Source organism: Halopseudomonas laoshanensis, assembly GCF_008365385.1.
In the GTDB taxonomy this organism is placed as follows: Bacteria; Pseudomonadota; Gammaproteobacteria; order Pseudomonadales; family Pseudomonadaceae; genus Halopseudomonas; species Halopseudomonas laoshanensis.
Map to the genome: position 1 here is coordinate 28,892 of NZ_QOVF01000008.1, position 24,469 is coordinate 53,360.

Consider the following 24,469-nt stretch of genomic DNA (forward strand, 5'->3'; position numbering starts at 1 on the left):
GAAAGCGTGGCCCGAACGCACCACGGCGGGGCCCTGTAACTGCGACTATTACCCGCTGAGTCATGCCTGAGCGCCGAGCCAGTTTTTGTCTACCTGTTCTGCCCAATCGGTCAGCAAACGACTCAAACCACTATCCAGATGTTGGCGATAGGCGTCGCAGCAGGCGTCCAGGCGCGGACGATCACCAGCCAGGCGCTCTACCTCAATCCAATCAGCCCAGGCCAGGTGCAAACCCCATCCGGGTTGATCGATGAGGCAGTCGGGCAAACGGTAATGAAAGGTCGGCCGCGATTTGATCAGCGCGTCGCCGGTGACCGACAACACCCGGGCCTCGTCGATATGCTTGAACAGCGGGAGCATGTCCAGCGCCCGGTTGCGGGTCGGATTGTCGCGCAGATAGTCGCTGATCAGTTGAGGCATCTCAGGCCAATACGCCTGGTTGATCACCTGCCGGACATACACGCTGGGAAACGGATCGACATAACTGGTCAGTCGCCGCGTCATATTGATATTGGCGCGTTGCAGCAGCCAGTCATACAGGCATATGAAGGCTTTCAGATAGGCGCAGATGGTGTCGGCTTCGGTGTCCGGCACTTCAGGGTTGAATTGCATACCAAAGGCATTGGTCATGCGGTCGCCGGTGCCTTTGGCGCCAGCGTGGCGCAGGTGCTCGATCAGCGCATCGACCTCGTGCAGGCGGTTCAAAGGCAGCGGCGGGCTGACCAGCTCGTGTGGGACCAGATTGTCAGTCAGCCACTTGAGCATTTCTTCGGCAGAGGTTTTCAGGTCATCGCCAAAATCATCTTTCTGACGTTTCTCCCGGCCCAGTTTTTTCAGCAATCGGAAATCCAGCTCGACGATCCAGGGGCCTGCAGCATCGCCAGTGAGCGTGCGTTCGTAGCGGCTGGTCTGTTCAACCTCGCAGCCAAGAAACTGCGCGGCCAATTGGGCCAGGGCGTCCAGGGTCAGGCCATTCATTTCCAGTTCTACGCCCACGCGGCGCAGCTCACCCTTTTGGGTTTTCTGCCGCGGCGGCATTGGAAACGGATTCTGGGTCATGCCTCGCTCCTTTAAAGATGCCAAGCCACTCTAACACGGGGGCAAGGGTGTATTGATGACAGGTAATGGTGTGTAACCTATCGGGCACTCATGGGCCAGGGTCACTCACCCAAGGCTACGCCATCCAGTCGTGGGTCGGCACCACCGCGCCATTGCCCATCGACCCATTCGATGCCGTGCAACCCGCTGGTCATAGACACGAGGCTCACCTCATGGCCCAGCGCTTGAAGTGCGGATACCTGCTGGTTCAGCGCAGTACCGGCTTCCAGTTCCAGCCCCAGGCCGCGGTCCAGGTGATTGGGCAGCGCGATGGCTTGCTGCACATCCATATTCCAATCCAGTACGCCAACCAGGGCTTTAACAACATAACCGATGATCCGGCTGCCGCCGCGCGAGCCAATGACCAGTCTGGGCTCTCCATCGGCATCCAGGACTACAATCGGAGCCATTGAACTGCGCGGGCGCTTGCCGCCGGCCACGGCATTGGGGTGAGCGAGATCGCCCAACTGTGGATCGAAGCTGAAGTCGGTCAATTGGTTATTCAACACGAACCCCTGGCTGAGCATTCGGCTACCGAAGGGCGCTTCATTCGAGCTGGTCAGCGCCAACAGGTTCCCTTGTGCATCGACGATACTGAAGTGCGATGTGCCGCGCTCATCCGCATCAGGCGCCAGCTCGATATCGCGTCTCTCCACGCGTTTGCCGGGCTCGCCGGGATGCACCTGAGTCAGTGCCTGCTCGGGCTTGATCAACATGGCGCGCTGGCGCAGGTATTCGGCATCGAGTAACCCATCGACTGGTACCCGGACAAAATCCGGATCGCCGATATAAGTGTTGCGATCGGCAAACGCCAGGCGACTGGCTTCGGTAATTAGATGCAGGCTGGCCGGACTACCTGGCGCCAACGCACTCATGTCAAAGTGTTCAAGCATGCCCATGATCTGCAATACGCTGATGCCGCCGGAGGAGGGCGGAGGCGCGCCGCACAACGTCCATTCGCGGTAGGGCGCGCAGACCGCATCGCGCTTCAGTGCGGTATAGCCGGCCAGATCTTCCAGGCTGATATCGTCGGCTCCCCAGCGCGCATTGTTGGTGCGCTGGACAAACTGTTGTGCGATGGGGCCTCGGTAGAAAGCCTGGGGGCCCTGATCCGCAAGCTGCTGCAAGGTTCTGGCTAGGGCCGGGTTGCGTAATACGGGCGGCTCGACGCCGGCCTGGCGCCGGTAATACTGGCGTGTATCCGCGAACAGGCGCAGTGACCAATCGGCCTCTATCTGTCGCTGTAAACGGAGTGGCATCGGCAGGCCCGACTCTGCCAGCGCGATGGCTGGAGCCAGTAGCGTCGCCCAGGGTAAACGGCCGTGTTCCTGGTGGGCCAGGGCCAGCATCGAAACCAGCCCAGGCACACCGACCGACGAGCCGCTGGGAATAGCCAGCGCCAGCGGCAGCGAGGTGCCAAGAAACTGGAAGCGGTCAGGTTTGGCGGCAGCGGGTGCGGTTTCGCGGCCATCGTAAACCACCGGCTGTGCGCTTCCCGCTTGATGCAGAAGCAGAAACCCACCGCCGCCGATGCCGGTCTCGGGTGATTCGATCAGCCCGAGTACCATTTGCACTGCGATGGCGGCATCTACTGCATGGCCACCTTGACGCAATATATCCAGTCCGGCTTCCACCGCTAAGGGATGCGCCGCGGAGATCATCATCTGTGCCGCCTGACGTTCCGCTACCGGTTGAACGGTGCGCACGGCGGTCGCCGGATCGCTGCCGCTGCAAGCGCTCAGCAATACCAGCAAACTTATGCCCGCCCAGCGGGTCAGAGCGATGAGACGGGATGGCGGTAAGATTATCGACATAGTCGGCAGGCTAACCTGTGCCAAAGCCGCCGTCTAACGTTTGGCATTTTTGAGGTATTATTACAGGCGTTATTTCTTTTGACCCTTGAAGGCATTAAATGACCAATTTAGCGGAGTTTCGGGCCGCGGAGCGTAAGCTTGCGCAGCAGCTGGCCCAACTGGAAAACATGAAGCAGGACGCCGGTCTGCAGCGGGAATTGGCGTTCAGTGATGAGTTGAAAGCGTTGATGAAAAGCTACGGTTATTCGGCCCGGCAAGCGCTGGCCATTTTACAGTCGGCCGAGTAATTCCATCTCGCGAAAGACAGCTGCGTTTCCATAATGTTCCCAAAATCGCTATCATGGTGGCTTATTGGTGACGAATGTCGCCGAATGGCTGTTGATCGGTAGCGCGTACCGGTTTTCCGTCAAGCATGGTTGAGTTGCACACCAGGCTGGCCAAGAAACCGTTGACTTGTCCTGCTCTGGTGCCTGTGTAGCCGGCTGCCTTCACTCAGGAGCAAGAACCGCGATGGATAAAGATCCCTCTTCAAATACCGGCATTGAGCCGGAAGATCCCGCCCTGGACGCCATCCCGGCACCTTCGGGCGAATCAACGCTGATCGATACCGATTACGTCATTGGCCAGGATAATATCAAAGGACAGTTTTCCTTTGCGCTGGATATCCACGGCAAGGTGTTCAGCATTTCGGCACTGACCATTATTGCGTTCGTGATTCTCACGTTGGCACTACAGAATGACGTGGAGCCGATTTTCAGCGCTATCCGTGATTGGCTGACCGGTAATCTTGCCTGGTTCTTCTTGGGCGCCGCCAATATTTTCGTAATTCTTTGCCTGGTGCTTATCGTCTCGCCATTGGGCAAAGTACGCCTGGGTGGTATGGACGCCAAGCCGGATCACTCCTATATGGGCTGGTTCAGTATGCTGTTTGCCGCCGGCATGGGTATTGGCCTAATGTTCTACGGTGTCTCCGAGCCGATGTCGCATTTTTCCGCGTCCATGGGTGGTGTTGCTGTAGGCGAAGAGGGTTTGCGTACTGACTGGGCGCCGTTGGCTGGTGCTGCCGGTGATGCACAAGCCGCTGCCAGTTTGGGGATGGCCGCGACGATTTTCCATTGGGGTCTGCACCCTTGGGCCATCTACGCGATTGTGGCGTTGGCGCTGGCGCTGTTCTCCTTCAACAAGGGTCTGCCGCTGAGCATACGGTCGATCTTTTACCCGATTCTGGGTGAGCGGGTCTGGGGCTGGCCTGGGCATGTGATCGATATTCTTGCGGTGTTCGCCACCCTGTTTGGTCTGGCCACCTCCCTGGGTATTGGCGCGGAACAAGCCGCAGGCGGCATCGACTATCTGTTCGGTATTGCCGCTACGGACATGTCCAAGGTGCTGCTGATTATCGGCATCACGGCGATTGCCTTGATGTCTGTGCTGGCCGGGTTGGATAAGGGCGTTAAGCGGCTGTCGCAGCTGAACATGGTTCTGGCGATCCTGTTGCTGGGCTTTGTCATTGTGGTCGGCCCGACGCTGGCGATTCTGACCGGCTTCTTCACCAACCTGGGCTCGTATCTCCAGCATCTGCCGGCGCTGTCCAACCCGATTGGCCGTGAAGATGCCAACTTCAGCCAGGGCTGGACCGCGTTTTATTGGGCCTGGTGGATCAGCTGGTCACCCTTCGTCGGCATGTTTATCGCCCGCGTCAGCCGTGGCCGTACCGTACGCGAGTTTCTGATTGCGGTTCTGCTGGTGCCTTCGCTGGTGTCAGTGTTGTGGATGACAGCCTTTGGCGGTACCGGCATAGGTCAGTTCGTCAACGACGGATTTACCGGGGTGCAGGATGCGGCGTTGGAGTTGCAGCTGTTTGCCATGCTTGGTGAGCTGCCTTTGGCGGAAATCACCTCGTTCATCGGTATCATTCTGGTGATCGTGTTCTTTATCACCTCGTCGGATTCCGGCTCGCTGGTGATCGACACCATTACGGCCGGCGGAAAGGTCAATGCGCCAGTACCACAGCGGGTGTTCTGGGTGATCATCGAAGGCGTGATCGCTATTGCGCTGCTGCTCGGTGGTGGTCTGGTGGCATTGCAGGCCATGGCGGTATCGACCGGCTTGCCGTTTACTCTGGTGCTGCTGGTCGGCTGTATCTCGATTGTTAAAGGGTTGATGTCCGAACCCCGTTAGCCTTTGTTTTAGAGCTGCAACAAAAGGCGCGACCTGTGAGGGTCGCGCCTTTTTGTATTCTACTGACTCAGTTCCACAGATCGCGAACGGCGATGGCGGGATGGTAGTGAGTGGCAACTTGCGCTTGCAGCAGCTCGGCGGTGGCCAGCGCATCGACCAAGGCATGATGCGCCTGATAATGCGGTAGACCGTAGCGCAGGCGGCTGTCAGCCAGGCGGATGGAAGTCGGCTTAATACCGCGCAGCCGGGCAAACCAGCCAGGCTGGTTCGCGCCGCGGTACAGCCGCGCTTCCAGTTCCATGGTATCAATCACCGGAAAATGCAGCTGCTCGCCAATAAAGTAGCGCACCGCTTCACTGAGAAAGCCGCGCTCGATATTGCGGTAATGCACCACCACGACTTTGCCTGCCAGGCTTTCCAACAAGGTACCTAACAGCTCGTCCAGCCCCGGAGCTTCGCTGATTTCGCTGTGGGTGATGCGGTGCAGGGTGACCGATTTGCTGGTCAGTTCGGCAATCGGTTTGACCACGTGGTAGCTGGTCTGCGCGCAGCGAATGCGATCAAGGCTGAAAGGCGCCAGGCCGATACTGACGATAGCGTCGCGGTGTGGGTCCAGGCCGGTGGTCTCGATATCCATGGCGATCAGCTCGACCTCGCTCAGGGGCGTGTCAGCGGCAACGGCGCCGGCCCGATAAAAGCGCACCAAGCGCTCATCCTTCGCGGTATTGGCCAGGTTATTGAAAATGCTCTGCCAGTCAGGGCTGTTTGCGAGGGCGGCTGCTTTGCTCATAGGGTGCGCATGGACTGCAGCGAAGGATAACGGTAGCGCAAGAACTTCTGCGCATTGCTGAGAACTTGAAAGGCTTCCTTGAGGTTATGTCGATCCGCTGCGGGGATGGTTTCAGGCTGAATATAATTATTGGGTTCGCGGCCCTGTTCGATCTCCCGCGCCTGATGACGGATACGCACCATCGACAGGAATTCCAGGGCATAGCGTAGCCGAGTAATTGCTTCAGGCGGCATCAGCCGCGTGGTGGCCACAGCGTCCAGCCGCTCGAAGGAGTTTTGCGCCTTGGAGCCGCAGGCCAGGCTGTGTACGCGGATCAGGTCGGTTAGGGGCGCTGTGCCGCGGCCCTTGAGGTTGATGATGTTCTTGTGCTCGCCATCCTGTTCCATCACAAAGGTACGGAAAAAGCCCAGTGGCGGCGTACGATTGAGCGCGTTGCGTGCCAGGGCCGCCAGGAACGGCTCACTGGTGCTGGCTTTGGAGGCGAGCAGATCCTTCAGTGTTTCGGCCAGGTCGGCTTCGCCATAGACGCTGTCCAGATCAAAGAAAATCGAGCTGTTGAGCAAGGTCTCAGGGTTGGGTCGGTCTATCCATTGGGTGAAGTACTGTTTCCATACTTTCAGCGGCTGGCGCCATTTCGGGTTGGTCGCCATGATGCCACCCTTGCAGTAGGTATAACCGCAAGCCGCCAGCCCATCGCTGACGAAGGTCGCCAACTTGAGAAAATACGCGTCGTGCAGTTCGGGATCAAAGCTGTCATCCAGAATCAGCGCATTGTCCTGGTCGGTCACTACCAGTTGCTCGTCGCGGGCCATGGATCCGAGCGCCAGGTAGCAATATGGCACTGGCGGCGGGCCCAGCTCGGCCTCGGCCAACTCCAGCAAACGCTGGCTGAAGCCTCTGCCGATACCTGCCATGGTGCTGCCGATCATATGCGCGGTGGCTTCATCATTGGCCATGCGCACAAAGGTCGCGCGAATATCCGGTAGCAAGCTCTGCAAGCCGGCTACGTCCTGCTTGTTAAAAATATTGCTGACCAGATACAGGCTGCTCTGCGATTCAAAGCGGATGATATCGGTCAGGTTGATCAGGCCGATTGGCCTTTTGCGCTGAATCACCGGCAGGTGGTGAATATTGTTGCGCAGCATGCACAGCATGGTGTCGAACACCGAGTCCTCGGCCTGCACGGTGATCGGATTGGGCGACATGACCTGACTGATTGGTGTATCTGGCGCCAGACCCTCGGCCACCACCCGGGTACGGAAATCACGGTCGGTGACGATGCCGACCATGATGCCCGAGCCAGGGCCCGCAGCGGGGAGAGTGCCGGTGCCATCCACGGCAGCCATGCTGTCGACAATCACCAGCGACGAGACATTCTCCGCGGTCATGACGCTCGCAGCGTCTTTGACCGAGGTATGCGCCGGCACCATGATCGGCAGCCGGCTGATCAGTTTGCGCACTTTGATCTGCATCAGCTCGCCGGCTTTGCTTTGGCTGTCCACAGCCGACTTCAGGCGCGACTGGCCCTCGGCCTCGACAAAGTCGGCAAAGGTTTCGTGTTCCTCGCAGAGACGGTCAAACAGACTGGACGGAATGAAGTAGATCAGACTGTCTTCGATCGCCCGTGCTGGAAAGCGCACCTTGTGATTGCGCAGCAAACCAAAGTGACCAAAAATATCGCCTTCGGTCAGACGGTTATAGAGCTCGCCATTGCGCCGGAACACATCCACCGCACCGCTACGCACGTAATGCAGGAACTGAATATCCTGATCGAACAGCAGAATGTCGGTACCCGCCTTGAAATAGCTGATCTCAACCTGGCGCGCCACCTCGCTGAGGACCTCTTCCGGCAAGCCATCGAATGGCGGAAAGCGGCTCAGGTGATCACGTATTTCGATGATCTCAATATCCATAAGTGCGCATCCTGATCAACAAGTGCATGAGCGACCGGGGAGCGCGGCTCAACGGTCGCTGCGCAATGGGCCGAACTCGACCGGTACCCAGGCAAAGGCCTCGCCTTCACGGCGCACGTGGCCTAGGCCGGGGAAGGGCAAGTGTGCACCCGCAACCCAGAAGCTGTCGTCCGCCGCGTCGTTGAACACGCGTTTGCGGGTTTGCAGCGCCTTGGCGCTATCCACGTCGAACTCGATAGTGACCTCGGGCCGGGCGAACTGTACGGCATGACTGTGTACCAGATCGCCCCAGATCATCAGGCTCTGGCCTTCCGAGCGGAACATGTAGGCACTATGGCCAGGCGTGTGACCGCCTGTAGGTATGGTGCTGAGGCCCAGCATCAGCTCGGCATCGCGGCCATATTGTTGAAGGCGCTTTTTCGCCACATAAGGTTCGACCGACGCTTGCGCCATTTGAAAAAACGGCTGCATGGCTTCGGGCATGCTGGCTGCTACTTCTTTGCTAAGCCAGAACTGCGCCTCGGCACGAGGGACGTGCACGGTAGCGTTGGGGTAAGTGGCCGTGCCGTCAGCGTTACGCAAGCCGCAGGCATGATCGGCGTGCAAATGGGTGAGCAATACGGTGTCCACCTGCTCAACGCTATAGCCCGAGGCTTCCAGGTTGGTTTTTATTACCCCCAGCGTCGGCCCGAAGCACTGGGCGGCGCCCACATCAACCAGAATCAGATTGCTGCCGGTATTGACCAGGTAAGCGTTAACAGCGGTCTGGATGCCACGCTCAGACTCGACGAACATTTTTGCCAAGAGGCTTTGCATGTCCTCGGCGTCGATGCTTTTCAGCAGCGCCGGATCCAGGTCAATAAAGCCGTCGTACAGTGCGGTGACTTCGAAGTCGCCGACGGCCATACGGTAGTAGCCGGGCACCTGAGTGTTCTGTTTCCCCACCGGAGCCGCAACGGCCTGGCTGATGGGTAGGCTGGCAGCGATGCCAATGCAAAGGGTGGCCAGTGCGCAGATCAGCTTATGGCAGGAAAACGGTGATGCGTACGTCATTATTATTCTCCGAGTGCAGGTTCAAATCTGAAAGAGTCCATTGTGCTTCGTCTAGGTACAAGCGTGTTGCTACCCATGGGGTCAGCGAAATAGCTGGCGGGGTACCCACCATAAATAGGCCAGCATTCCGGTCAATTCCACCAGAGACTGGAAGACCACTACCGCGACAGCAATTTCCCAGCCGGCAGGCAGAGCCAGAACCAAGGGTAGCATTACGAAGGAATTGCGCGTGCCGAAACTGAAAGCCAATGTGCGTCCGGCCCGGGTATCGAGCTTGAGAGCGCGTGACAGGCCATGAGCCAGAAGCCCGGCAATCAGTAGAAACAGGATAAACACAGGCAATGCGGTCAGTAAAAGGACGCCGGACTCTTCCAGTACCTGACCGTTGGCGGCACAGGTCATCATTAATACCAGCGCCAGAAGCGGCACCGGTAACCAGGCCAGGCCGTCGCCCACGCGGGCGCGTGCGGGAACGGCCTGCATCCACCGCTGGGTTATCGCCGACATCAACATGGGCACAGCCAGCAGTCCCAGCGCAGCGTTTAACAGCGGCGCGTCGATGGTCACTTGCAGACTGCTGTCGGGGAGCATCAGCCATAAATACATGGGTAGCAGCAGTAGCTGCACAAGCAGGTTAACCGGCGTAATGGAGATGGCGCGGCTGGTACTGCCACCCCCTAGATGGGTAAAGGTAATGAACCAGTCGGTGCAGGGGACAAGTAGCACCACTAATACGCCCAGGCGTAGGGCGGGATCGTCCGGCAGCCACTGGATCAAGACCCATGCTGCCAGCGGTAAAAACAAAAAGTTGCCCACCAGCACCGCTGCTATAAAGCGGCGATCAACCAGGGCCTGGCGCAGGTGCAGCAATGGCACCTGAACAAAGGTCGCGTATAGAAGTAAGCCCAGCATCGGCCACAGCAGGATCTCCAGCCAGGGCTTTATGCCAGGTAGCAGGCTGCCTAGCAGCAGACCCATAGCGACTGCGCCTAGGTACAGGCGTAACTGGTTCTTTTCCAGGCTCGAACGGTCTAGCATCGGATTGCAGTAGGTAGCGGCAGGGGATGCTACTGTATCAGTAGTAGGTAGGGAGCAGTTGCTTGCCCGCTTTGGTTTATTGTCCTGAGGAGATGATTATGCACAAAGGCGCAAAACGCTTACTTGCCGGACTGGGTTGCCTGATGGTGGTTTGTTGGTCCAGTGCTCAAGCGCAGGAAGACAGTATCGAACTGGTGGGCTTGAATGTGGCGGGGGCGGAATTCACCGGCAATCAGCTGCCGGGCAAGCATGGCACGCACTACTTCTTTCCGCCCAAGGGTTACTTTGCCGAGTGGCGTAAAAAAGGCATAACAATGGTGCGTTTCCCGTTGAAATGGGAGCGTCTGCAGGCCAGCCTGAATGCCGAACTGGACCCGGTGTACAGTGGGCTGGTGGACAAGATGCTCGACCAGGCCGCCGAGAACGACATCCGCATCATTCTCGATGTGCATAACTACGCGCGATATCGCGGCAAGGTGATTGGTACCGAGGAAACGCCGATCAGTGCGTACCATGATCTGATGTCCCGTATCGCCGAACGCTGGCACAAGCATCCAGCGCTCTACGCCTACGACATCATGAACGAACCCTATGGCGCGGACGACAAATGGCCGCCGACAGCGCAGGCGGGTATTGATGGCATCCGCAAGCATGACATGCAGCGGCCACTGCTGATCGAGGGTACCTCATGGTCCAGTGCTGCTCGCTGGCCGCGCTACGCCGACGCACTGTTAGAGCTGGAAGATCCGGCGGACAACATCATTTTTTCCGCGCACCTGTATATCGACAGTGATGCCAGCGGTAGTTATAAAGCAGCTCCGGGGGATAATTTTGATCCGATGGTGGGGGTCAAGCGAGCCGAGCCGTTTATTGGCTGGTTAAAAGAGCATGGAAAGCGGGGGCATATCGGGGAGTTTGGCGTGCCAGGAGATGACCCGCGCTGGCTGGACGCTATGGATAAGCTTCTCGCCCATCTGCAGGACAATTGCATACCCATCACCTATTGGGCAGCCGGCCCCTCCTGGGGCAAGTATCGGCTCTCGGTTGAACCGCGCAAGGGCGTGGACCAACCGCAGTGGGCCGTGTTGGAAAAATACCTGGGGCAGGGTAACTGCTCGGAATACGGTCCAGGCTAAGGTCTAGCGCCGGGTGGTCTTGCTAGGCAGGCAGCCTGGCGAAAACCCGGCGCAGCTGTTCTCTTATTTTTCGTTTCAGCGACTGACCCTTGCGCAGGGTGACGTATTTCAAAGCCGACACACTGAAGCCAGGGACATACATTTCGTTGGTGGCGGTGCAGTACACCGGTTTGTTCGACAGGCGCATGATCTCCCGTGCCTGATGCTCCTCGCTTTCGATAAAGAGTATCGCCTGCAGCTGCTCCTGATAAATTCGCGCCTTGAAGGTGTGATGCATGTTCAATCGGCGGCGCTCCGCAGCAGATGGCAGGTCCAACATATGCAGCGTGCCGTAGGAAACACCATGTCTTTTCAGCCAGGCTTCGGTTTCCGGACGGTATTTCTCCAACCGGCTGGTAACCAGATGCGCCACTTGCACTGAAGGCAGGTAAAGGGGTCTGGCGGAGGTCAGAAACTCCCGGTAGCGCACCCCGTCATCGTTCTCATCCGGCGTCGGATCTACGCACAGTACCCCATCGATATCCAGACAAGCACGAGTGATGTAGTGGTGGTGCATGATATTCCATTCGAATACGCGCGGCTGCTCGACGGTATCCAGATAGACGTCTACCTCCCCGGTATTGTGCTGCTGAGCGAAGGCGACCATGGTCACTACAGCGCCGGGATACACCTCTTTCACTTTGGTCACCGCTTCGCGCATGGAGTTGCCGGTGGCGATACTGTCATCTACCAGGAGTATCTGCTTGGCGTTCTGCGGTTTTTCCAGCGCGTCATGTTTGTAGGTGCGGGTGCTGCCGTGTTTCAGGTCGTCGTTGCGCAGGAACGCGTACAGGTCGGTCAGTGGCAGGTTCAGTTTTAATGAAATAAGACTGGCCACCAGCATACCGCTGCGCGGGATACCCACGATCAGATCCACATCCTGGGGAAGCTTGCTGGCGTGTTTGCTGATCAACGCCGATAGATCGCCAACGCTTCGATAGTTCATGGGAGCACACTCCTTGCTGCTCAGGCGGTGCAGGGGCTCTGGCGCCCCTGATGGTGGGAGTTAGGCTACGGAGGCCTTTTGCTCGCTGGTGGACACTCGACCATAGTTGTCAGCGAAACGGACGATGTCGTCCTCGCCGAGATAGGAGCCGGATTGAACTTCGATCAACTCCAACGGAATGATGCCGGGGTTCTCAAGCGAATGAACCTGACCAATGGGAATGTAGGTAGATTGGTTCTCGGTGACCATATAAGTTTCTTCGCCATTGGTGACGCGCGCCGTGCCGCTGACCACAATCCAATGCTCGGCGCGGTGGTGGTGCATCTGCACAGAGAGTTTGGCTCCAGGCTTCACGGTAATACGTTTGACCTGATACCGCTGACCATTGTCGATGGAGTCATACACACCCCATGGACGGTAGACTTCCCGGTGATTGAGGTGCTCGCCACGGCCGTCGAGTTTCAACTTGTCGACGATGCGTTTGACCTCCTGGGCCTGGCTGCGATGGGCGACGAGCACTGCGTCCTTGGTTTCCACAATCACCAGATCTTCCAGCCCAACAGTGGCTACCAGTCGATGATCGGCGTGGACATAGTTATTTCGTGAGTCGTGGCTGATGACATCACCCTTGAGCACGTTACCGCTGCCGTCCTTCTCGCTCACGTCCCACAGCGCCGACCAGGAACCGATGTCGCTCCAGCCGGCATCCAGCGGCACCATAATGGCATCGGTCGTGCGTTCCATTACCGCGTAGTCGATCGAGTCGGAGGGGCACGCCATAAAGGCAGCCTCATCTACCCGGATAAAATGCATATCCTGTTCACAATGGGCGACGGCGGTGCGACAGGCTTCAAGAATGTCCGGGCGAAATTTGCCCAGCTCTTCCAGGTAGCGGCTGGCGCGAAACATGAACATGCCACTGTTCCAGAAGAAATCCCCCGAGTTTATGTAGTCCTTGGCGGTTTCCAGGTCCGGCTTTTCTACAAAGCGCTTGACCTGGTACCCACCGCTCTCACCGTCGGGTGCGCCCTTCTGGATATACCCGTAACCGGTTTCAGGGTGCGTGGGCACTACGCCAAAATTAACCAGCTTGCCCGCTTCGGCATAGGGCAAGGCACTGTTGATGCTGTGATGAAAAGCCGCCTGATCTTCGACCAGATGGTCGGCAGCGAGAATCAACAGAACTGGATCATTACCGCCTTCGCAGGCCTGCAGTGCCGCCAGAGCAACAGCCGGTGCGGTATTGCGCCCAGCCGGTTCGAGCAGAATCTGGGCTCCTTCCATGCCCAATTTGCGCAGTTGTTCTGCGGCAAGGAAGCGGTGCTCTTCGTTACAGATCAGCCGTGGCAGATCCGTGTCCAGGCCGCTCAGTCGAGCGATGGTCGATTGCAGCATGGACATACTGGGGTCGGCCAGGGGCAGAAACTGCTTGGGGTTGAGTTGGCGTGACAGCGGCCAGAGCCTGGACCCAGTGCCACCCGACATAATAATGGGGATCATGTGTGTACTCCGTGAAAAGCGAATCGGTTGCAGGCTAGGTTCTGAGATGTCTTATGAGTATGGGAATAAAACGTCGCGCATCGTGCGCGTAGCGGCCGAGTAGGCGCTGGGGTTCGGCACAGATGCGATGCAGCCACTCCAGGCTCAGGTTCTGCACCCATTCCGGCGCGCGTTTGACGCTGCCTGCCAAGAAATTGAGCGAGCCACCCACACAGAGACCAACGCCTCTTGCCTCGCCCGTTTCAAATATCCGGGCGGCGATGATTTCCTGGGTCGGGCAGCCCAGGGCAAGAACGACAAGCTGGCCCGGGTGGGCGACAACGAAGTCCAGGCAGCGTCCTATCGCGGCTTCATCCTTGATAAAGCCCATGGGCGGGTAGGTATGGTGGAAGGTGATGCCGGGGTATTTTTCCCGCAGCAAGGCCATGTTGTCTGCTTCGCAACCTACTACGGTCACAGTCCACTGTTGTTCAGCGGCTACTTCCATCAGATCAGCCGTCAGCGTGCTGCCGGGTATGGCTTCCACCGGCTTGACCCCAAAAAGTCCGAGTATGGGCAACAACACGCGGCTGTCGCAGATGCGGTGGCTGGCCATGGCATAGGCTTCGGTCAGCTTCTGGTCGTGTTCCAACTGGACTATGTGGTTGACGTTTGGCGTGACGATATAGCTGAACGGCTGTTGGCAGGCCGGAAATATCTGACGTAGCAGCTCCTCCTTGGAACCGGTGTAGAAATCGATATCAAAAGCCTTCATAACAATCCCCGTGAACAGCTGGTATGCCTGATTTGGGCTTTGTGTTGAATTTAGGCAAAGCGTTTCTCCAGAGCGGCCCGGAGAATTTTGCTGTGCGTATGAAGAAAGTGTAGGCCATAAAGTCCGTATGCTTTTGGGGCATTGAGCTTCAGGTATTGCATGCGGATATCCACATCTTCTTTCAGCGCTGCAAAGCGCCGACGCTGGGAGACGCCCGTGGTATCAAAGATGCACAGCGGTGTGCGCAAGTGCAGTATTTCGGTGTTTTTATCCAGCCCCTTCACGAACTCGATGATCATGCAATAGTCGGCCGACAGCTTGTAATTCTGGCGGAAGCGGATCTTGCTCAAATGCGTATTTTCGAAGTACATGGCCTGGTGGCAGGACGGCATGCCGAGAAAGATCTTGTTGATAGGCTTGCCATAGGCCGCAGTCAGCTTGCCTTCGGCGTTCTCCAGGTAGTAATCGCCGTAAATATACTTCGGCGCAACGCTCGCCCGCTCCGCGGCCAGCGCCACCTTCTCCAGCGAGTTCTCATCGTAAAACTGGTCGCCGCTGTTCATGAACAGCGTATAGCCGGGGGTTTCTGTCGCCTTGATCAAACCTTTGTTCATGGCGTCGTAAATGCCTTTATCGGCTTCCGAAGTGATCTCGGCCAACGGCTCGTTCAGCTCGGCAAGCCATTGCGCACTGCCGTCAGTGGAGGCACCGTCCATCACGATCCAGCGAAAATTCCGGTACTTTTGACGAACGATGCTCTCGTAGGTTTTCTGCAAACCCGCCAGATTGTTCCAGTTAATAGTTACGACGCTGAAGTTGGTCATGGTGAGCCCAGTTGATTGGTGGCGATATAGGGGTACGACCTTGCTCGCGAGCAGGGTTTCTTACCTTGGCGAAATAGACAAAACAGGCGGCGGCAATACCCAGGGTGGCGCCGCCGTACATGAGAGCATTGGAGAGCAGCATATTGAGCATGCCGAACCAGAAGGTCAGCTGAAAGGCGAGTAGCAGGGGCCCCTTGTGTTTGCACTGGCGCATGATCCACAGGTAGCCGCCATAGAAAATCAACGCGATTAGCGGCGTCAGGAATCCGAAGCGGTGATACACGCCGACGATGCCCACGTCAGACAGGTAGAAATGCGGCCCGTACATGCCGGAAAATCCACCGTTCCATTGCAACGACAGTGCACCCAGGCCGACGTAGTAATTGTCCCGCACGGCTTGCAAGATGACCGCCACGGTATTCTCACGTACACCCGGGCCACTGGTAGCTTCAAACAGCAGCGCATTGAACCGCTCGTACTGCTCCACATAGAACTCGGGCACGAGGAAAAAGGAAAAAACCAGCACCGCCGATGCCAGAGAGCCTAGTTTGAGCAGTGAACCAATGCGGTTGCGGAAAATCCACAACGCTGCCAGCGACCAGATGACCATGGTCTGACGGGTCTGGATAACGAGCCAGAGGTAGGCAGCGAAGAATAATAACAGGCCCACCCGCGCGACAGAGACTCGGTCCCGCATGCTGTATAGGAGCATGAACACGGCAATCGATACATAGCTTGAGCCAATCATGAAACGGTTGGGTCTCAGCGTTTCGACGAAGTCCTTCTCATCTACGTGAAAAGAAATATTGGTGTTTTCCGGAATGATGCCAAAGTAATACAGAAAGCCCACCACGCCACAGAGTACGGCAGAATACAAAAAGAAGTTTTCCAGGTGCTTCTGAGTCGGAGCGGTCTTGATCAGCAGATACAGCGTGGGGAAGAACGACAGATAAAGCAGGCTGCGGCGTTCTTCCAGCAAGCCGTAGATGATCGGCTGGCCATAATTGAGATTGGCCAGAATGGCTGATGCCAACGGCAATACCCCGCCTAAAAACAGTATCCACAAACTGGACTTGGACTGGTAAACGCGTTTCCACATGAACAGCAGCATCCCCGCCGCTATTACCATGCCGAACAGGTACAACTCCCGCATGAACGGGAGTCCGGCCTTCTTGTCATCTGTCAGGAAGAAAATACCCGAGTTCAGCAGAATCAGGATAAAAAGCAGGTTCCTGTAAGCGAGCAGTTGTTTGAACAAGGCAATCGTTCCCCTCTAGCGGATTGTTCAGATCGACGTGCAAGCGTCGAGATAGACCTTTGAATTCAAATGAACCTGATCGGAGATTGCCATGTCGTTTCTCTGCCACCAGCTGTACAGCCTGTGCTGATCAGGCGGCGGGCTGAGTGTATCTTCGGCACTCAGCGTGAGCTGATAGGCGATCACAACGTAGTGCGTGCTGGGCGCATCGCCACCCTGACCGAATACGCTGTCATGATAAAAATGCTCATAAACGCCCAGCATGCTGGCTTGCTGCCGAACAAATACACGGCCCAGCTCGCCTTCGGTAATGCGTTGGAAGGCCTGGTCCAGGCTTTCGTTCTTGTAGATACGCCCGCCCGGCACAAACCAGGTGCCTTGTGCCGGACGATTGAGGCGTTGTCCGAGCAGGATGTCGCCATCGCGGTTGCTCACCAGCAAGTCGATCGATACCAGCGGAGTGCTGGCCACCACGGTTTTGAAGCTGTCGGCGTCAAGGAACACGGCTAGCTCCGGGCTTCGTTCATGTGCTCTACAAACCAGCTGTAGGCATCGCGGAGCCCGTCTTCCAACCCGATACTGGCGCTCCAGCCCAATGACGCCAGACGCGATACATCCATCAGCTTGCGTGGCGCGCCATCGGGTTTGCTCGGATCAAAGCCTAGCCAGCCTTCGAAGCCGGTCACTTTGGCGATGGTCTGGGCCAGCTCGGCAATGGTGCAATCCTCGCCGGTACCGACGTTGATATGCGACAGCATGGGCTGGGTATGCTCCTGATAGGTAGGCGTATCCAGGTTCATCACATGCACGCTGGCTGCGGCCATGTCGTCGACATGCAGAAATTCGCGCATGGGTTTGCCGCTACCCCAGATGATGACTTCTTGATCACCGCGCAACGTGGCCTCATGGAAGCGCCGCAGCAATGCGGGAATCACGTGGCTGTTTTCCGGATGGTAGTTATCGCCAGGACCATACAAATTGGTTGGCATCACGCTTCGATAGTCGCGCTGGTACTGGCGGTTATAACTCTCACACAGCTTGATGCCGGCAATTTTCGCCAGCGCATAAGGCTCATTGGTGGGCTCCAGAGTACCGGTCAGTAGGGCCTCTTCTCGCATCGGCTGCTCCGCCAGCTTGGGGTAAATGCACGAGGAGCCGAGAAACAGCAGCTTCTGCACATCGTTGGCATGCGCGGCCTGGATGATATTGGCCTGGATCATCAGGTTCTGATAGATGAACTCTGCCGGGTAAACGTTATTGGCATGAATGCCGCCGACTTTGGCGGCAGCCAGATATACCTGGTCGATCGCCTGCTCGGCGAAGAACGCGTTCACTTCGGCCTGATCCAGCAGGTTCAGAGCCTGGCGGTCGCGGACAATGATGTTGTCATAGCCCAACGAAGTCAGACGTCTGACAATGGCTGAGCCGACCATGCCCCGATGGCCAGCGACGAAAACGCGCTGATGGCGTGCCTCCTCGGTCATGCTCAGCTCTCCACGGTCAAGGGAACGTCGTGACCATGCTCTTTCAGCAGAGCGTGGCGCTTGGCAACCTTGAGATCTTCACGGACCATTTCAGCGCACATCTCCTGCACGGTGACTTCGGGCACCCAGCCCAATTTCGACTTGGCCTTGGAGGGGTCACCGAGCAGGGTTTCTACCTCGGCAGGGCGGAAGTAACGCGGGTCGACCTGAATCAACACGTCACCCACCTTGACCGCGGGAGCCAGGTCGCCATCGACCTTGTCGACGATGCCTTTTTCTTCCACGCCGCTGCCTTCAAAACGCAGCGTGATGCCCAGCTCGGCGGCGGACCAGCTAATGAACTCGCGAACCGAGTACTGCACGCCGGTAGCGATGACGAAGTCTTCAGGCTGCTCCTGCTGCATCATCATCCACTGCATGCGCACATAGTCTTTCGCATGGCCCCAGTCACGCAGGGAGTCGATATTACCCATGTACAAACATGTCTCCAGCCCTTGGGCAATATTGGCCAGACCACGGGTTATCTTGCGCGTGACGAAGGTCTCACCGCGGCGCGGCGACTCATGGTTGAACAGAATGCCGTTGCAGGCATACATGCCGTAGGCCTCGCGGTAGTTCACCGTAATCCAGTAGGCGTAGAGCTTGGCGACGGCGTAGGGCGAGCGCGGGTAGAAAGGCGTGGTTTCCTTCTGCGGGCTTTCCTGGACCAGGCCATACAACTCGGAAGTGGAGGCCTGATAGAAGCGGGTTTTCTTTTCCAGGCCGAGCAGGCGGATGGCCTCAAGGATACGCAGCGTACCCATGGCGTCCACGTCGGCGGTGTATTCCGGCGATTCGAAGCTGACTGCAACGTGGGACTGGGCTCCCAGGTTGTACACCTCATCAGGCTGTACCTGCTGAATGATGCGCGTCAGGTTGGAGGAGTCGCTCAGGTCGCCGTAATGCAGCACAAAATTCTGATTCTCGACATGCGGGTCCTGGTAAATGTGATCCACGCGTTGCGTATTGAACAAGGACGCACGACGCTTGATGCCATGCACCTCATAGCCCTTTTCCAGCAGCAGTTCCGCCAGATAGGAACCGTCTTGCCCGGTGATGCCTGTGATAAGTGCTTTTTTGCGTTCCATTGAATTTCTGTACTCCGAATATCGATTTGAAAGAGTTGATACCTGACAGCCGCAGATAATCAGCGGGATCCCGAGCGGCTGACGATTAATTGAACCCGTTCCAACAGGCCGGACAAAATGATCCGCGGGGAGGGGAATTTGTAGAAAAATCGGTACATGCCGTATTCGGCTTCAGCAGACGAGGCGTAACTGGTAGCGCTTGATGGCTCAATCAGGCTGATACCCTCGCCCTCGACGTTGTGCATCACGCTTAGCTCCATGGGTTTCATGGACAAGCTGAAGTTGTGCAAGCCTTGCCTGTTGCTGCGAGCTAACTGCAGCCCGTCATTGTGGTGCTTGCAGCCATACAGATTGACGGTGAAGTCATACTTGGCCAACAGGGGATTCTGCATCTTGATGCTTTCCGGTGAGATTTCGCAGAAGGCGTCATAGATGGCCAGGCTGGCGCCCAGCGGCACAAACTGGTGGGTCATGCTGCGCTGTTGGACCGGCACCTGGAAGCGTGATGAGGCGATATTGAAGTGCTGGCCAGGATCGCCGAAATTGGTCGTCAATGACCGGTACGGATACACGAAAAACTTGTTCCGCGAGATGATGTAGGCGTTGTAAAGCTTCAACCAGGAGGAGTCCGGCCAACTGAGAATGTCTGCTGGAATATTCGCAATGTTAGTAATGTCCGTTCCATGCTCCTGCATCCACTGCCGGAAGCCGAGCCACTGCCGGCGTGACCAGGCCTGGCCCCAGGAAGCAGCCAGCTGCATGAAATAGACATCGGCGTCGCCGTTGTCCACCGGCATAAACGGCAGGTTGGCGGTTTGATTGAATTGCTGGCTGTACAGGCTGATACCGGCAATGGCCGGGTCTTCAGCATAAAAATCCAGTGCCGCGCTGGTGTATTCATAGAAGAACGGTGATACGAACAGATCATCTTCCAGCACCAGTACATCGCCGTATTCTTCAGTCAGGTCGCCACAGCTCAATACATGATTGCGCAGCCCCAACCGGGTTTCATGCGCGATGATACGTTTGTCGCCGTGCGGCCATTCAAAGGCTTTTGCCACCTCCAGAGGCTCGAGCATGCCGGAATTATCCAGGCTGATGATCAAACGTACATTGCCTGCCGGAAAGTGCGCATTGCGCAGGGAGCCCAGCAGTCGCGAAAGACTGGCTGGGCGGTTATAGCCGATCACAATGATCGTGGGTAAGGATGGCGTCATGAAATAAATAAACCGAAAGAGGGCAAGAAAACGGGTGGCGCGAAAGTGGACGTCATATCAGCTCCGAGGCGTCAGGCGCTTGTGCCATTTGCGAGCTTCGTAGAGCACGATAAAAATCAGGCTGGTGTAAATGAAGATGCTGGCCATCGCGAACGCGATAACGGTACCTAATGCGTCCTGTATCCAGAGCGCACCGATAAACAGCGAGCTGACGCGCAGGACAGTACTGATAACCTCGATCACCAGGTAACGCCGTTGCAGGCGCAGAGCCGGTGCTGCAACAGTGCAGGGCCGGCTGATGAACACCGCATATTCAGACAGCGCCAGCCACCGCGCCAACTCGCCGGCCATCGCCCACTCGCTGCCGAAGACGAAAGAGAACAGCCATGGGCCGAAGAAGAACACGGTGGCGAAAGGCACCAGACCTACCGCAGCCAGGCCGACAAAGGCTTTGAGCAGCATGCCGGTAATCGGCTGTTCTGCCTGGATGGCTTTCGCCAGCTTGGGGTAGTAAACATCGGCCACCGATTTGCCGATCAGATGGGTGGGCATGCTCAGGGTTTGCTTGCAAATAGCGAAAAACCCAGCAGCTGAAGCACCAAAATAGGCGGCCAGAACCAGAGTCGGCAGATTCTGCGAGACGGCATTGATCAACATCTGCGGTGCCCGGTAAACCGGGAAGTCGCTGTAGCGGCTAGCTACGCTAAGAATCGTGGATACTTCAATAGGCTGATCCTCGGGATGCTTGCGACCGATTGCCTTGTCGCGGCGAATGCCGAAAAACAACATGCCTGCATGCAACAAGGGGCCAAGCGCCGTAGTGATCACCAGCATGGCGGCGGAAGCGTGTATCAGGCCGGCTGTGCTGCGGCCTATGTTGTGAATGATGGAGTGGGCGACGGCGACCCGGGCAGTGACCTTGAACCGCTGTTTGCGGATCAACCATTGCTGGGCAGTTTCCAGAGCCGCGCCACAGAACATCGCCAGCGGTAGCAACATCAGGAAGGGCGTAATGGCTTCTACGCCCATCAGTGCAACCAGTTGCCCACCGAAGAAATGCAGTTGTACCGCGCTCAACGCGGCTACGCCGATCGCCAGGATAATCGACAGCTTGACCAGGTTGCGCCCTTCATCATCGCGGCTGGGTAGCACGATAGACACCGGATAGGTGAGAGCCGCGACCGGCACGGTCATCGCCACCAACCCGAGAAACACGCCCAAAACACCATAGTTTTCCGGCCCATACAGACGCGTGATGATGGGCATAAAGGCCATCGCGACCATCTGTGCCCCGGCGGTGCCGGACACCACCGTGAGTATATTGCGCAGCAACTTGCTTTTTGTGAGCTCGCGAATACCCATGCTCACCCTGCTGCTGCGCAGATGATCATCTTCACCAGATTGCGAGGCTACAGCGCTAGCGGAGGTGGTTGGATCAGGCATGGATCGGCATACGGCCAATTCCATAATAGGTAAAGCCTTCACGCTTGATCTGGACCGGATCGTACTGATTGCGCCCATCGACGATCAAGGGATGGTTGAGCAGCTTCTTCAAGGCTTTGAAATCAGGCCGGCGGAAAGGCTTCCATTCTGTAACCAGCACAAGCGCATCGGCGTCGATGGCCGCTTCATACTGGCCTTCGACAATAGTGAGTTTCTGTTCATTGAACCATTGCTCGGGAAACTCTCGGCGCGCGGATTCAGCGGCGATCGGGTCGTAGGCTTTTACGTGTGCACCGGCATTGATCAGGCTGTTGATCAGCACCACGCTGGGCGCCTCACGCATATCGTCTGTACCCGGTTTGAAGGCCAGGCCCCAGACGGCGAAGGTCTTGCCGCTCAACTCGCCGTCAAAATGCGTCATCAGCTTGTTGTAGAGTGACTGCTTTTGCACGGCATTGCGGTCTTCAACCGCTTGCAGCAGCTTGGGTTCGTAATCATTTTGGTGGGCGATACTGATCAGCGCTTTCACATCCTTGGGAAAGCACGAGCCACCATAGCCACAGCCGGCGTAGATGAAGTGGTAGCCGATGCGCTGGTCCGAACCAATACCCAGGCGGACGTGTTCAATGTCTACGTCCAGGCGCTCACACAGGCCAGCGATTTCATTCATGAAGGAAATCTTGGTGGCGAGCATGGCGTTGGCTGCGTACTTGGTCATTTCCGCATCGCGCACGCCCATGAACATCATCCGTGGCCGGTTGCGAATGAAGGGCGCATAGAGCTCGGTCATCACCTGGCGAGCGTTCTCGCTTTCAGTACCGACAATGATGCGATCCGGATGCATGAAATCATTGACCGCAGAGCCTTCCTTGAGAAATTCGGGGTTGGATACCACGTCAAAACTCAGGTCAAGACCGCGCTGCTTGAGCTGCTCACTGATAGTGGCCTGTACCAGGTCCGCGGTACCTACCGGCACCGTGGACTTGTTGATCACAACCGATGGCCGGGTGATCAGGCTGCCGATCTGTCTGGCCACTTCCACCACATACTGCAGATCCGCCGAGCCGTCTTCGCCGGGCGGGGTGCCGACTGCGATGAAGAACACGTTGGAATGCTCAATGCTGTCTTTCAGCGCCGTGGTGAAATGCAACCTGTCGGCTGCATGGTTCTCTGTCACCAGGGTATCGAGCTCCGGCTCATAGATCGGCAGGATGCCTTTCTTGAGGTTCTCGATCTTTGTCGGGTCGGTATCGACGCAGTAAACAGTGTTACCCATTTCGGCGATACAGGCCCCGGTAACCAGCCCTACATAGCCGGTTCCAATGACAGTAATGTCCATGAATTAATCCTTGTCTGAAGGGAAAAGCATTTGCAGATCACGGGGTCGGCGCAGCGCTACCCGTGCATCTCAATAGTTAGTACACGTCTCGTGAAAACAACGCGAAGGGCGTGCGAAACAGGATCTTGATGTCCAGCCAGAGCGACCAGCTATTGATATAGGCCAGGTCCTGCTCTACCCGCTGTTGCATCTTTTCGATGGTTTCCGTTTCGCCGCGGTGGCCATTCACCTGAGCCAAGCCGGTAATGCCGGGCTTGATACGGTGGCGCGCCATATAGGCAAGGATCTTGTCGCTGTAGTAATCGTTATGCGTGACCGCGTGGGGGCGGGGGCCGACCAGCGACATTTCACCGCGTAGCACGTTGAACAGCTGCGGCAGTTCGTCGATCGAGGTTTTACGCAAAATCCGTCCTGCTGGCGTCACGCGGGGATCTTCGCGGGTGGCCTGCTTAACCACGGTGTCATCCTCATGCATACGCATGGAGCGGAATTTCATTACGTGGATAACCTCGCCATTCCAGCCGTGGCGCGGCTGCAGGAACAGAACAGGCCCCGGCGATGAACGTTTCACGGCAATGGCTGCGGCGAGAAAAACCGGGCTTAGCGCCAGAATGGCGAGCATGGCTATCGCCCGGTCCATCACGTCCTTGGTGAACACCGCTGCAGGGTGCGAGCTGAAAGGCGTTTCATTCAGATAAATCGCCGGAAGTTGCTCGATCTCTGAAATCGACTGATTGAGGAGCGGCATGCCGCCAAAATCGGGGATCCATACAACGTCCACGCTCAGATCAAGCAGGGTCAGGTAAAGGGCTTCGATCGACGGGACTTCGTTCAGGCTTAGTGCGATGTAAACGCGCTTGATGTTATGTTTTTCGACCTGCTCGCGCAGTGTGCTCAAGTCGCCCAACACAGGGAATCGCGGGTCTGCGCTTTCGGTATCAGGTTGGGAAGACAACATGCCCAGTAGCGGTACCCGGCCAGAAGCGGCGAGTCGCTTGGCCAGATCATAGGCGGTAGCACCCGTGCCGAGGATTGCCGACGTGCGGCCCACGCGCAGTTTGCTGGAATGCAGATTGGCGAAGTAGCGCATAGGCAGGTAGGCCACCGCTTGCACGACAAAGCCCAGCGTCGCCCACTTAAGCAGGATACTCGGCGAGAATAAATTGCTGCTGTTACTGAGGTGGGCGATCACAAACAGCCCGATCAGCAAGGTCGCCCAGCCAATCAGCAGGTGGCCGAGCCCGGCAAAATAGCCATGCCGCTTGTGATAGACATGCGCCAGCATATAGGCCGGGACTGAAGCAAATACCGTAACGACGATCAACATGCGGTACTGGGTGGAAACCATGCCGAACTGATCGATGGCCAGATAGCAAAGTAAAATGCTGACCAGTGAAACAGCACAAAACCACTGCACCCAGAAAGTCAGACCGTGTCGGTTGACAGCCGGGTTGTTTCGTTTCGCGATCATTATAAAGCTCCTTCAAACGTAAATTGCTGTCGCCTGAGGTCCGTGCT

21 protein-coding genes are annotated in these 24,469 nt (G+C 57.1%); 3 read left to right on the forward strand and 18 right to left on the reverse strand.

The window, feature by feature from the left end:
• Positions 1–60: 60 nt before the first annotated feature.
• Positions 61–1,059 carry an amidoligase family protein gene (locus DT594_RS17025; protein ID WP_149334139.1) on the reverse strand — a complete coding sequence of 333 codons (999 nt, stop codon included), beginning with the start codon at positions 1,057–1,059 and terminating at the stop codon, positions 61–63.
• A 101-nt stretch (positions 1,060–1,160) separates the two neighbouring features.
• Positions 1,161–2,912, reverse strand: coding sequence for a gamma-glutamyltransferase (gene ggt, locus DT594_RS17030; RefSeq protein ID WP_149334141.1), 1,752 nt, complete (start codon positions 2,910–2,912; stop codon positions 1,161–1,163).
• Positions 2,913–3,010: 98 nt separating this feature from the next.
• Here ggt and DT594_RS17035 point away from each other — a divergent pair, with 98 nt between their 5' ends.
• Entirely contained in the window at positions 3,011–3,199 is a 189-nt protein-coding gene (locus DT594_RS17035; protein ID WP_149334143.1) for a hypothetical protein, read from the forward strand.
• 223 nt (positions 3,200–3,422) lie between these two features.
• The gene (locus tag DT594_RS17040; protein ID WP_149334145.1) at positions 3,423–5,090 is read left to right on the forward strand and encodes a BCCT family transporter; all 1,668 of its coding nucleotides are present in this window, start codon (positions 3,423–3,425) and stop codon (positions 5,088–5,090) included.
• A gap of 67 nt (positions 5,091–5,157) precedes the next feature.
• On the opposite strand, the gene DT594_RS17045 is transcribed toward DT594_RS17040, so the two are convergent.
• The 4 genes from DT594_RS17045 to DT594_RS17060 all read right to left on the reverse strand — a co-directional run bounded on the left by DT594_RS17045 (position 5,158) and on the right by DT594_RS17060 (position 9,884).
• Entirely contained in the window at positions 5,158–5,880 is a 723-nt protein-coding gene (locus DT594_RS17045; RefSeq protein ID WP_149334147.1) for a 3'-5' exonuclease, read from the reverse strand.
• Positions 5,877–7,793 carry a DUF294 nucleotidyltransferase-like domain-containing protein gene (locus DT594_RS17050; RefSeq protein WP_149334148.1) on the reverse strand — a complete coding sequence of 639 codons (1,917 nt, stop codon included), beginning with the start codon at positions 7,791–7,793 and terminating at the stop codon, positions 5,877–5,879. The genes DT594_RS17045 and DT594_RS17050 overlap by 4 nt, the downstream gene beginning before the upstream one ends.
• Positions 7,794–7,841: 48 nt before the next feature.
• Positions 7,842–8,846: an MBL fold metallo-hydrolase gene (locus DT594_RS17055; RefSeq protein WP_149334150.1), complete on the reverse strand. Its 1,005-nt coding sequence runs from the start codon at positions 8,844–8,846 to the stop codon at positions 7,842–7,844.
• 81 nt (positions 8,847–8,927) lie between these two features.
• Positions 8,928–9,884: an arsenic resistance protein gene (locus DT594_RS17060; protein WP_149334152.1), complete on the reverse strand. Its 957-nt coding sequence runs from the start codon at positions 9,882–9,884 to the stop codon at positions 8,928–8,930.
• A 98-nt stretch (positions 9,885–9,982) separates the two neighbouring features.
• On the opposite strand from DT594_RS17060, the gene DT594_RS17065 reads away from it, so the two are divergent.
• A complete protein-coding gene (locus DT594_RS17065; RefSeq protein WP_149334153.1) occupies positions 9,983–11,020 on the forward strand; it encodes a glycoside hydrolase family 5 protein in 1,038 nt (345 codons plus the stop codon).
• Between the two features lie 22 nt (positions 11,021–11,042).
• Here the strand turns inward: DT594_RS17065 and DT594_RS17070 are convergent, their stop codons facing one another.
• From DT594_RS17070 to DT594_RS17125, 12 genes are all read right to left on the reverse strand, one after another.
• A complete protein-coding gene (locus DT594_RS17070; RefSeq protein WP_149334155.1) occupies positions 11,043–12,005 on the reverse strand; it encodes a phosphoribosyltransferase family protein in 963 nt (320 codons plus the stop codon).
• 60 nt (positions 12,006–12,065) lie between these two features.
• A complete protein-coding gene (locus DT594_RS17075; protein ID WP_149334157.1) occupies positions 12,066–13,505 on the reverse strand; it encodes a mannose-1-phosphate guanylyltransferase/mannose-6-phosphate isomerase in 1,440 nt (479 codons plus the stop codon).
• Positions 13,506–13,539: 34 nt separating this feature from the next.
• On the reverse strand, positions 13,540–14,259 hold the full coding sequence (locus DT594_RS17080; protein WP_149334159.1) for a WecB/TagA/CpsF family glycosyltransferase: 720 nt from the start codon (positions 14,257–14,259) through the stop codon (positions 13,540–13,542).
• 50 nt (positions 14,260–14,309) lie between these two features.
• The gene (locus tag DT594_RS17085; protein ID WP_149334161.1) at positions 14,310–15,083 is read right to left on the reverse strand and encodes a glycosyltransferase; all 774 of its coding nucleotides are present in this window, start codon (positions 15,081–15,083) and stop codon (positions 14,310–14,312) included.
• The gene (locus tag DT594_RS17090) at positions 15,055–16,341 is read right to left on the reverse strand and encodes a hypothetical protein (protein ID WP_149334163.1); all 1,287 of its coding nucleotides are present in this window, start codon (positions 16,339–16,341) and stop codon (positions 15,055–15,057) included. The genes DT594_RS17085 and DT594_RS17090 overlap by 29 nt, the downstream gene beginning before the upstream one ends.
• Before the next feature lie 27 nt (positions 16,342–16,368).
• Positions 16,369–16,845: a GDP-mannose mannosyl hydrolase gene (locus DT594_RS17095; RefSeq protein WP_149334165.1), complete on the reverse strand. Its 477-nt coding sequence runs from the start codon at positions 16,843–16,845 to the stop codon at positions 16,369–16,371.
• 2 nt (positions 16,846–16,847) lie between these two features.
• Positions 16,848–17,825 (reverse strand): GDP-L-fucose synthase, encoded by a 978-nt coding sequence (gene fcl / locus DT594_RS17100; protein WP_149334167.1) that lies wholly within the window; start codon positions 17,823–17,825, stop codon positions 16,848–16,850.
• A gap of 2 nt (positions 17,826–17,827) precedes the next feature.
• On the reverse strand, positions 17,828–18,952 hold the full coding sequence (gene gmd / locus DT594_RS17105; protein ID WP_149334169.1) for a GDP-mannose 4,6-dehydratase: 1,125 nt from the start codon (positions 18,950–18,952) through the stop codon (positions 17,828–17,830).
• Between the two features lie 59 nt (positions 18,953–19,011).
• Positions 19,012–20,169 carry a glycosyltransferase family protein gene (locus tag DT594_RS17110; protein WP_149334171.1) on the reverse strand — a complete coding sequence of 386 codons (1,158 nt, stop codon included), beginning with the start codon at positions 20,167–20,169 and terminating at the stop codon, positions 19,012–19,014.
• 57 nt (positions 20,170–20,226) lie between these two features.
• On the reverse strand, positions 20,227–21,636 hold the full coding sequence (locus tag DT594_RS17115; protein WP_246164676.1) for a lipopolysaccharide biosynthesis protein: 1,410 nt from the start codon (positions 21,634–21,636) through the stop codon (positions 20,227–20,229).
• Positions 21,605–22,951 carry a UDP-glucose dehydrogenase family protein gene (locus tag DT594_RS17120; protein WP_149334175.1) on the reverse strand — a complete coding sequence of 449 codons (1,347 nt, stop codon included), beginning with the start codon at positions 22,949–22,951 and terminating at the stop codon, positions 21,605–21,607. Before DT594_RS17120 ends, DT594_RS17115 begins: the two co-directional genes overlap by 32 nt.
• 76 nt (positions 22,952–23,027) lie before the next feature.
• Positions 23,028–24,422 carry an undecaprenyl-phosphate glucose phosphotransferase gene (locus DT594_RS17125; RefSeq protein ID WP_149334177.1) on the reverse strand — a complete coding sequence of 465 codons (1,395 nt, stop codon included), beginning with the start codon at positions 24,420–24,422 and terminating at the stop codon, positions 23,028–23,030.
• Positions 24,423–24,469 lie beyond the last annotated feature (47 nt).

Coding starts and splice junctions, on each gene's coding strand:
- gmd (WP_149334169.1), bottom strand. CDS start 18,952: ATGGAACGCAAAAAAGCACTTATCACAGGCATCACCGGGCAAGACGGT.
- DT594_RS17075 (WP_149334157.1), bottom strand. CDS start 13,505: ATGATCCCCATTATTATGTCGGGTGGCACTGGGTCCAGGCTCTGGCCG.
- DT594_RS17050 (WP_149334148.1), bottom strand. CDS start 7,793: ATGGATATTGAGATCATCGAAATACGTGATCACCTGAGCCGCTTTCCG.
- DT594_RS17040 (WP_149334145.1), top strand. CDS start 3,423: ATGGATAAAGATCCCTCTTCAAATACCGGCATTGAGCCGGAAGATCCC.
- DT594_RS17025 (WP_149334139.1), bottom strand. CDS start 1,059: ATGACCCAGAATCCGTTTCCAATGCCGCCGCGGCAGAAAACCCAAAAG.
- DT594_RS17065 (WP_149334153.1), top strand. CDS start 9,983: ATGCACAAAGGCGCAAAACGCTTACTTGCCGGACTGGGTTGCCTGATG.
- DT594_RS17125 (WP_149334177.1), bottom strand. CDS start 24,422: ATGATCGCGAAACGAAACAACCCGGCTGTCAACCGACACGGTCTGACT.
- DT594_RS17070 (WP_149334155.1), bottom strand. CDS start 12,005: ATGAACTATCGAAGCGTTGGCGATCTATCGGCGTTGATCAGCAAACAC.
- DT594_RS17080 (WP_149334159.1), bottom strand. CDS start 14,259: ATGAAGGCTTTTGATATCGATTTCTACACCGGTTCCAAGGAGGAGCTG.
- DT594_RS17035 (WP_149334143.1), top strand. CDS start 3,011: ATGACCAATTTAGCGGAGTTTCGGGCCGCGGAGCGTAAGCTTGCGCAG.
- DT594_RS17085 (WP_149334161.1), bottom strand. CDS start 15,083: ATGACCAACTTCAGCGTCGTAACTATTAACTGGAACAATCTGGCGGGT.
- DT594_RS17055 (WP_149334150.1), bottom strand. CDS start 8,846: ATGACGTACGCATCACCGTTTTCCTGCCATAAGCTGATCTGCGCACTG.
- DT594_RS17060 (WP_149334152.1), bottom strand. CDS start 9,884: ATGCTAGACCGTTCGAGCCTGGAAAAGAACCAGTTACGCCTGTACCTA.
- ggt (WP_149334141.1), bottom strand. CDS start 2,912: ATGTCGATAATCTTACCGCCATCCCGTCTCATCGCTCTGACCCGCTGG.
- fcl (WP_149334167.1), bottom strand. CDS start 17,825: ATGACCGAGGAGGCACGCCATCAGCGCGTTTTCGTCGCTGGCCATCGG.
- DT594_RS17045 (WP_149334147.1), bottom strand. CDS start 5,880: ATGAGCAAAGCAGCCGCCCTCGCAAACAGCCCTGACTGGCAGAGCATT.
- DT594_RS17120 (WP_149334175.1), bottom strand. CDS start 22,951: ATGGACATTACTGTCATTGGAACCGGCTATGTAGGGCTGGTTACCGGG.
- DT594_RS17115 (WP_246164676.1), bottom strand. CDS start 21,636: ATGGAATTGGCCGTATGCCGATCCATGCCTGATCCAACCACCTCCGCT.
- DT594_RS17110 (WP_149334171.1), bottom strand. CDS start 20,169: ATGACGCCATCCTTACCCACGATCATTGTGATCGGCTATAACCGCCCA.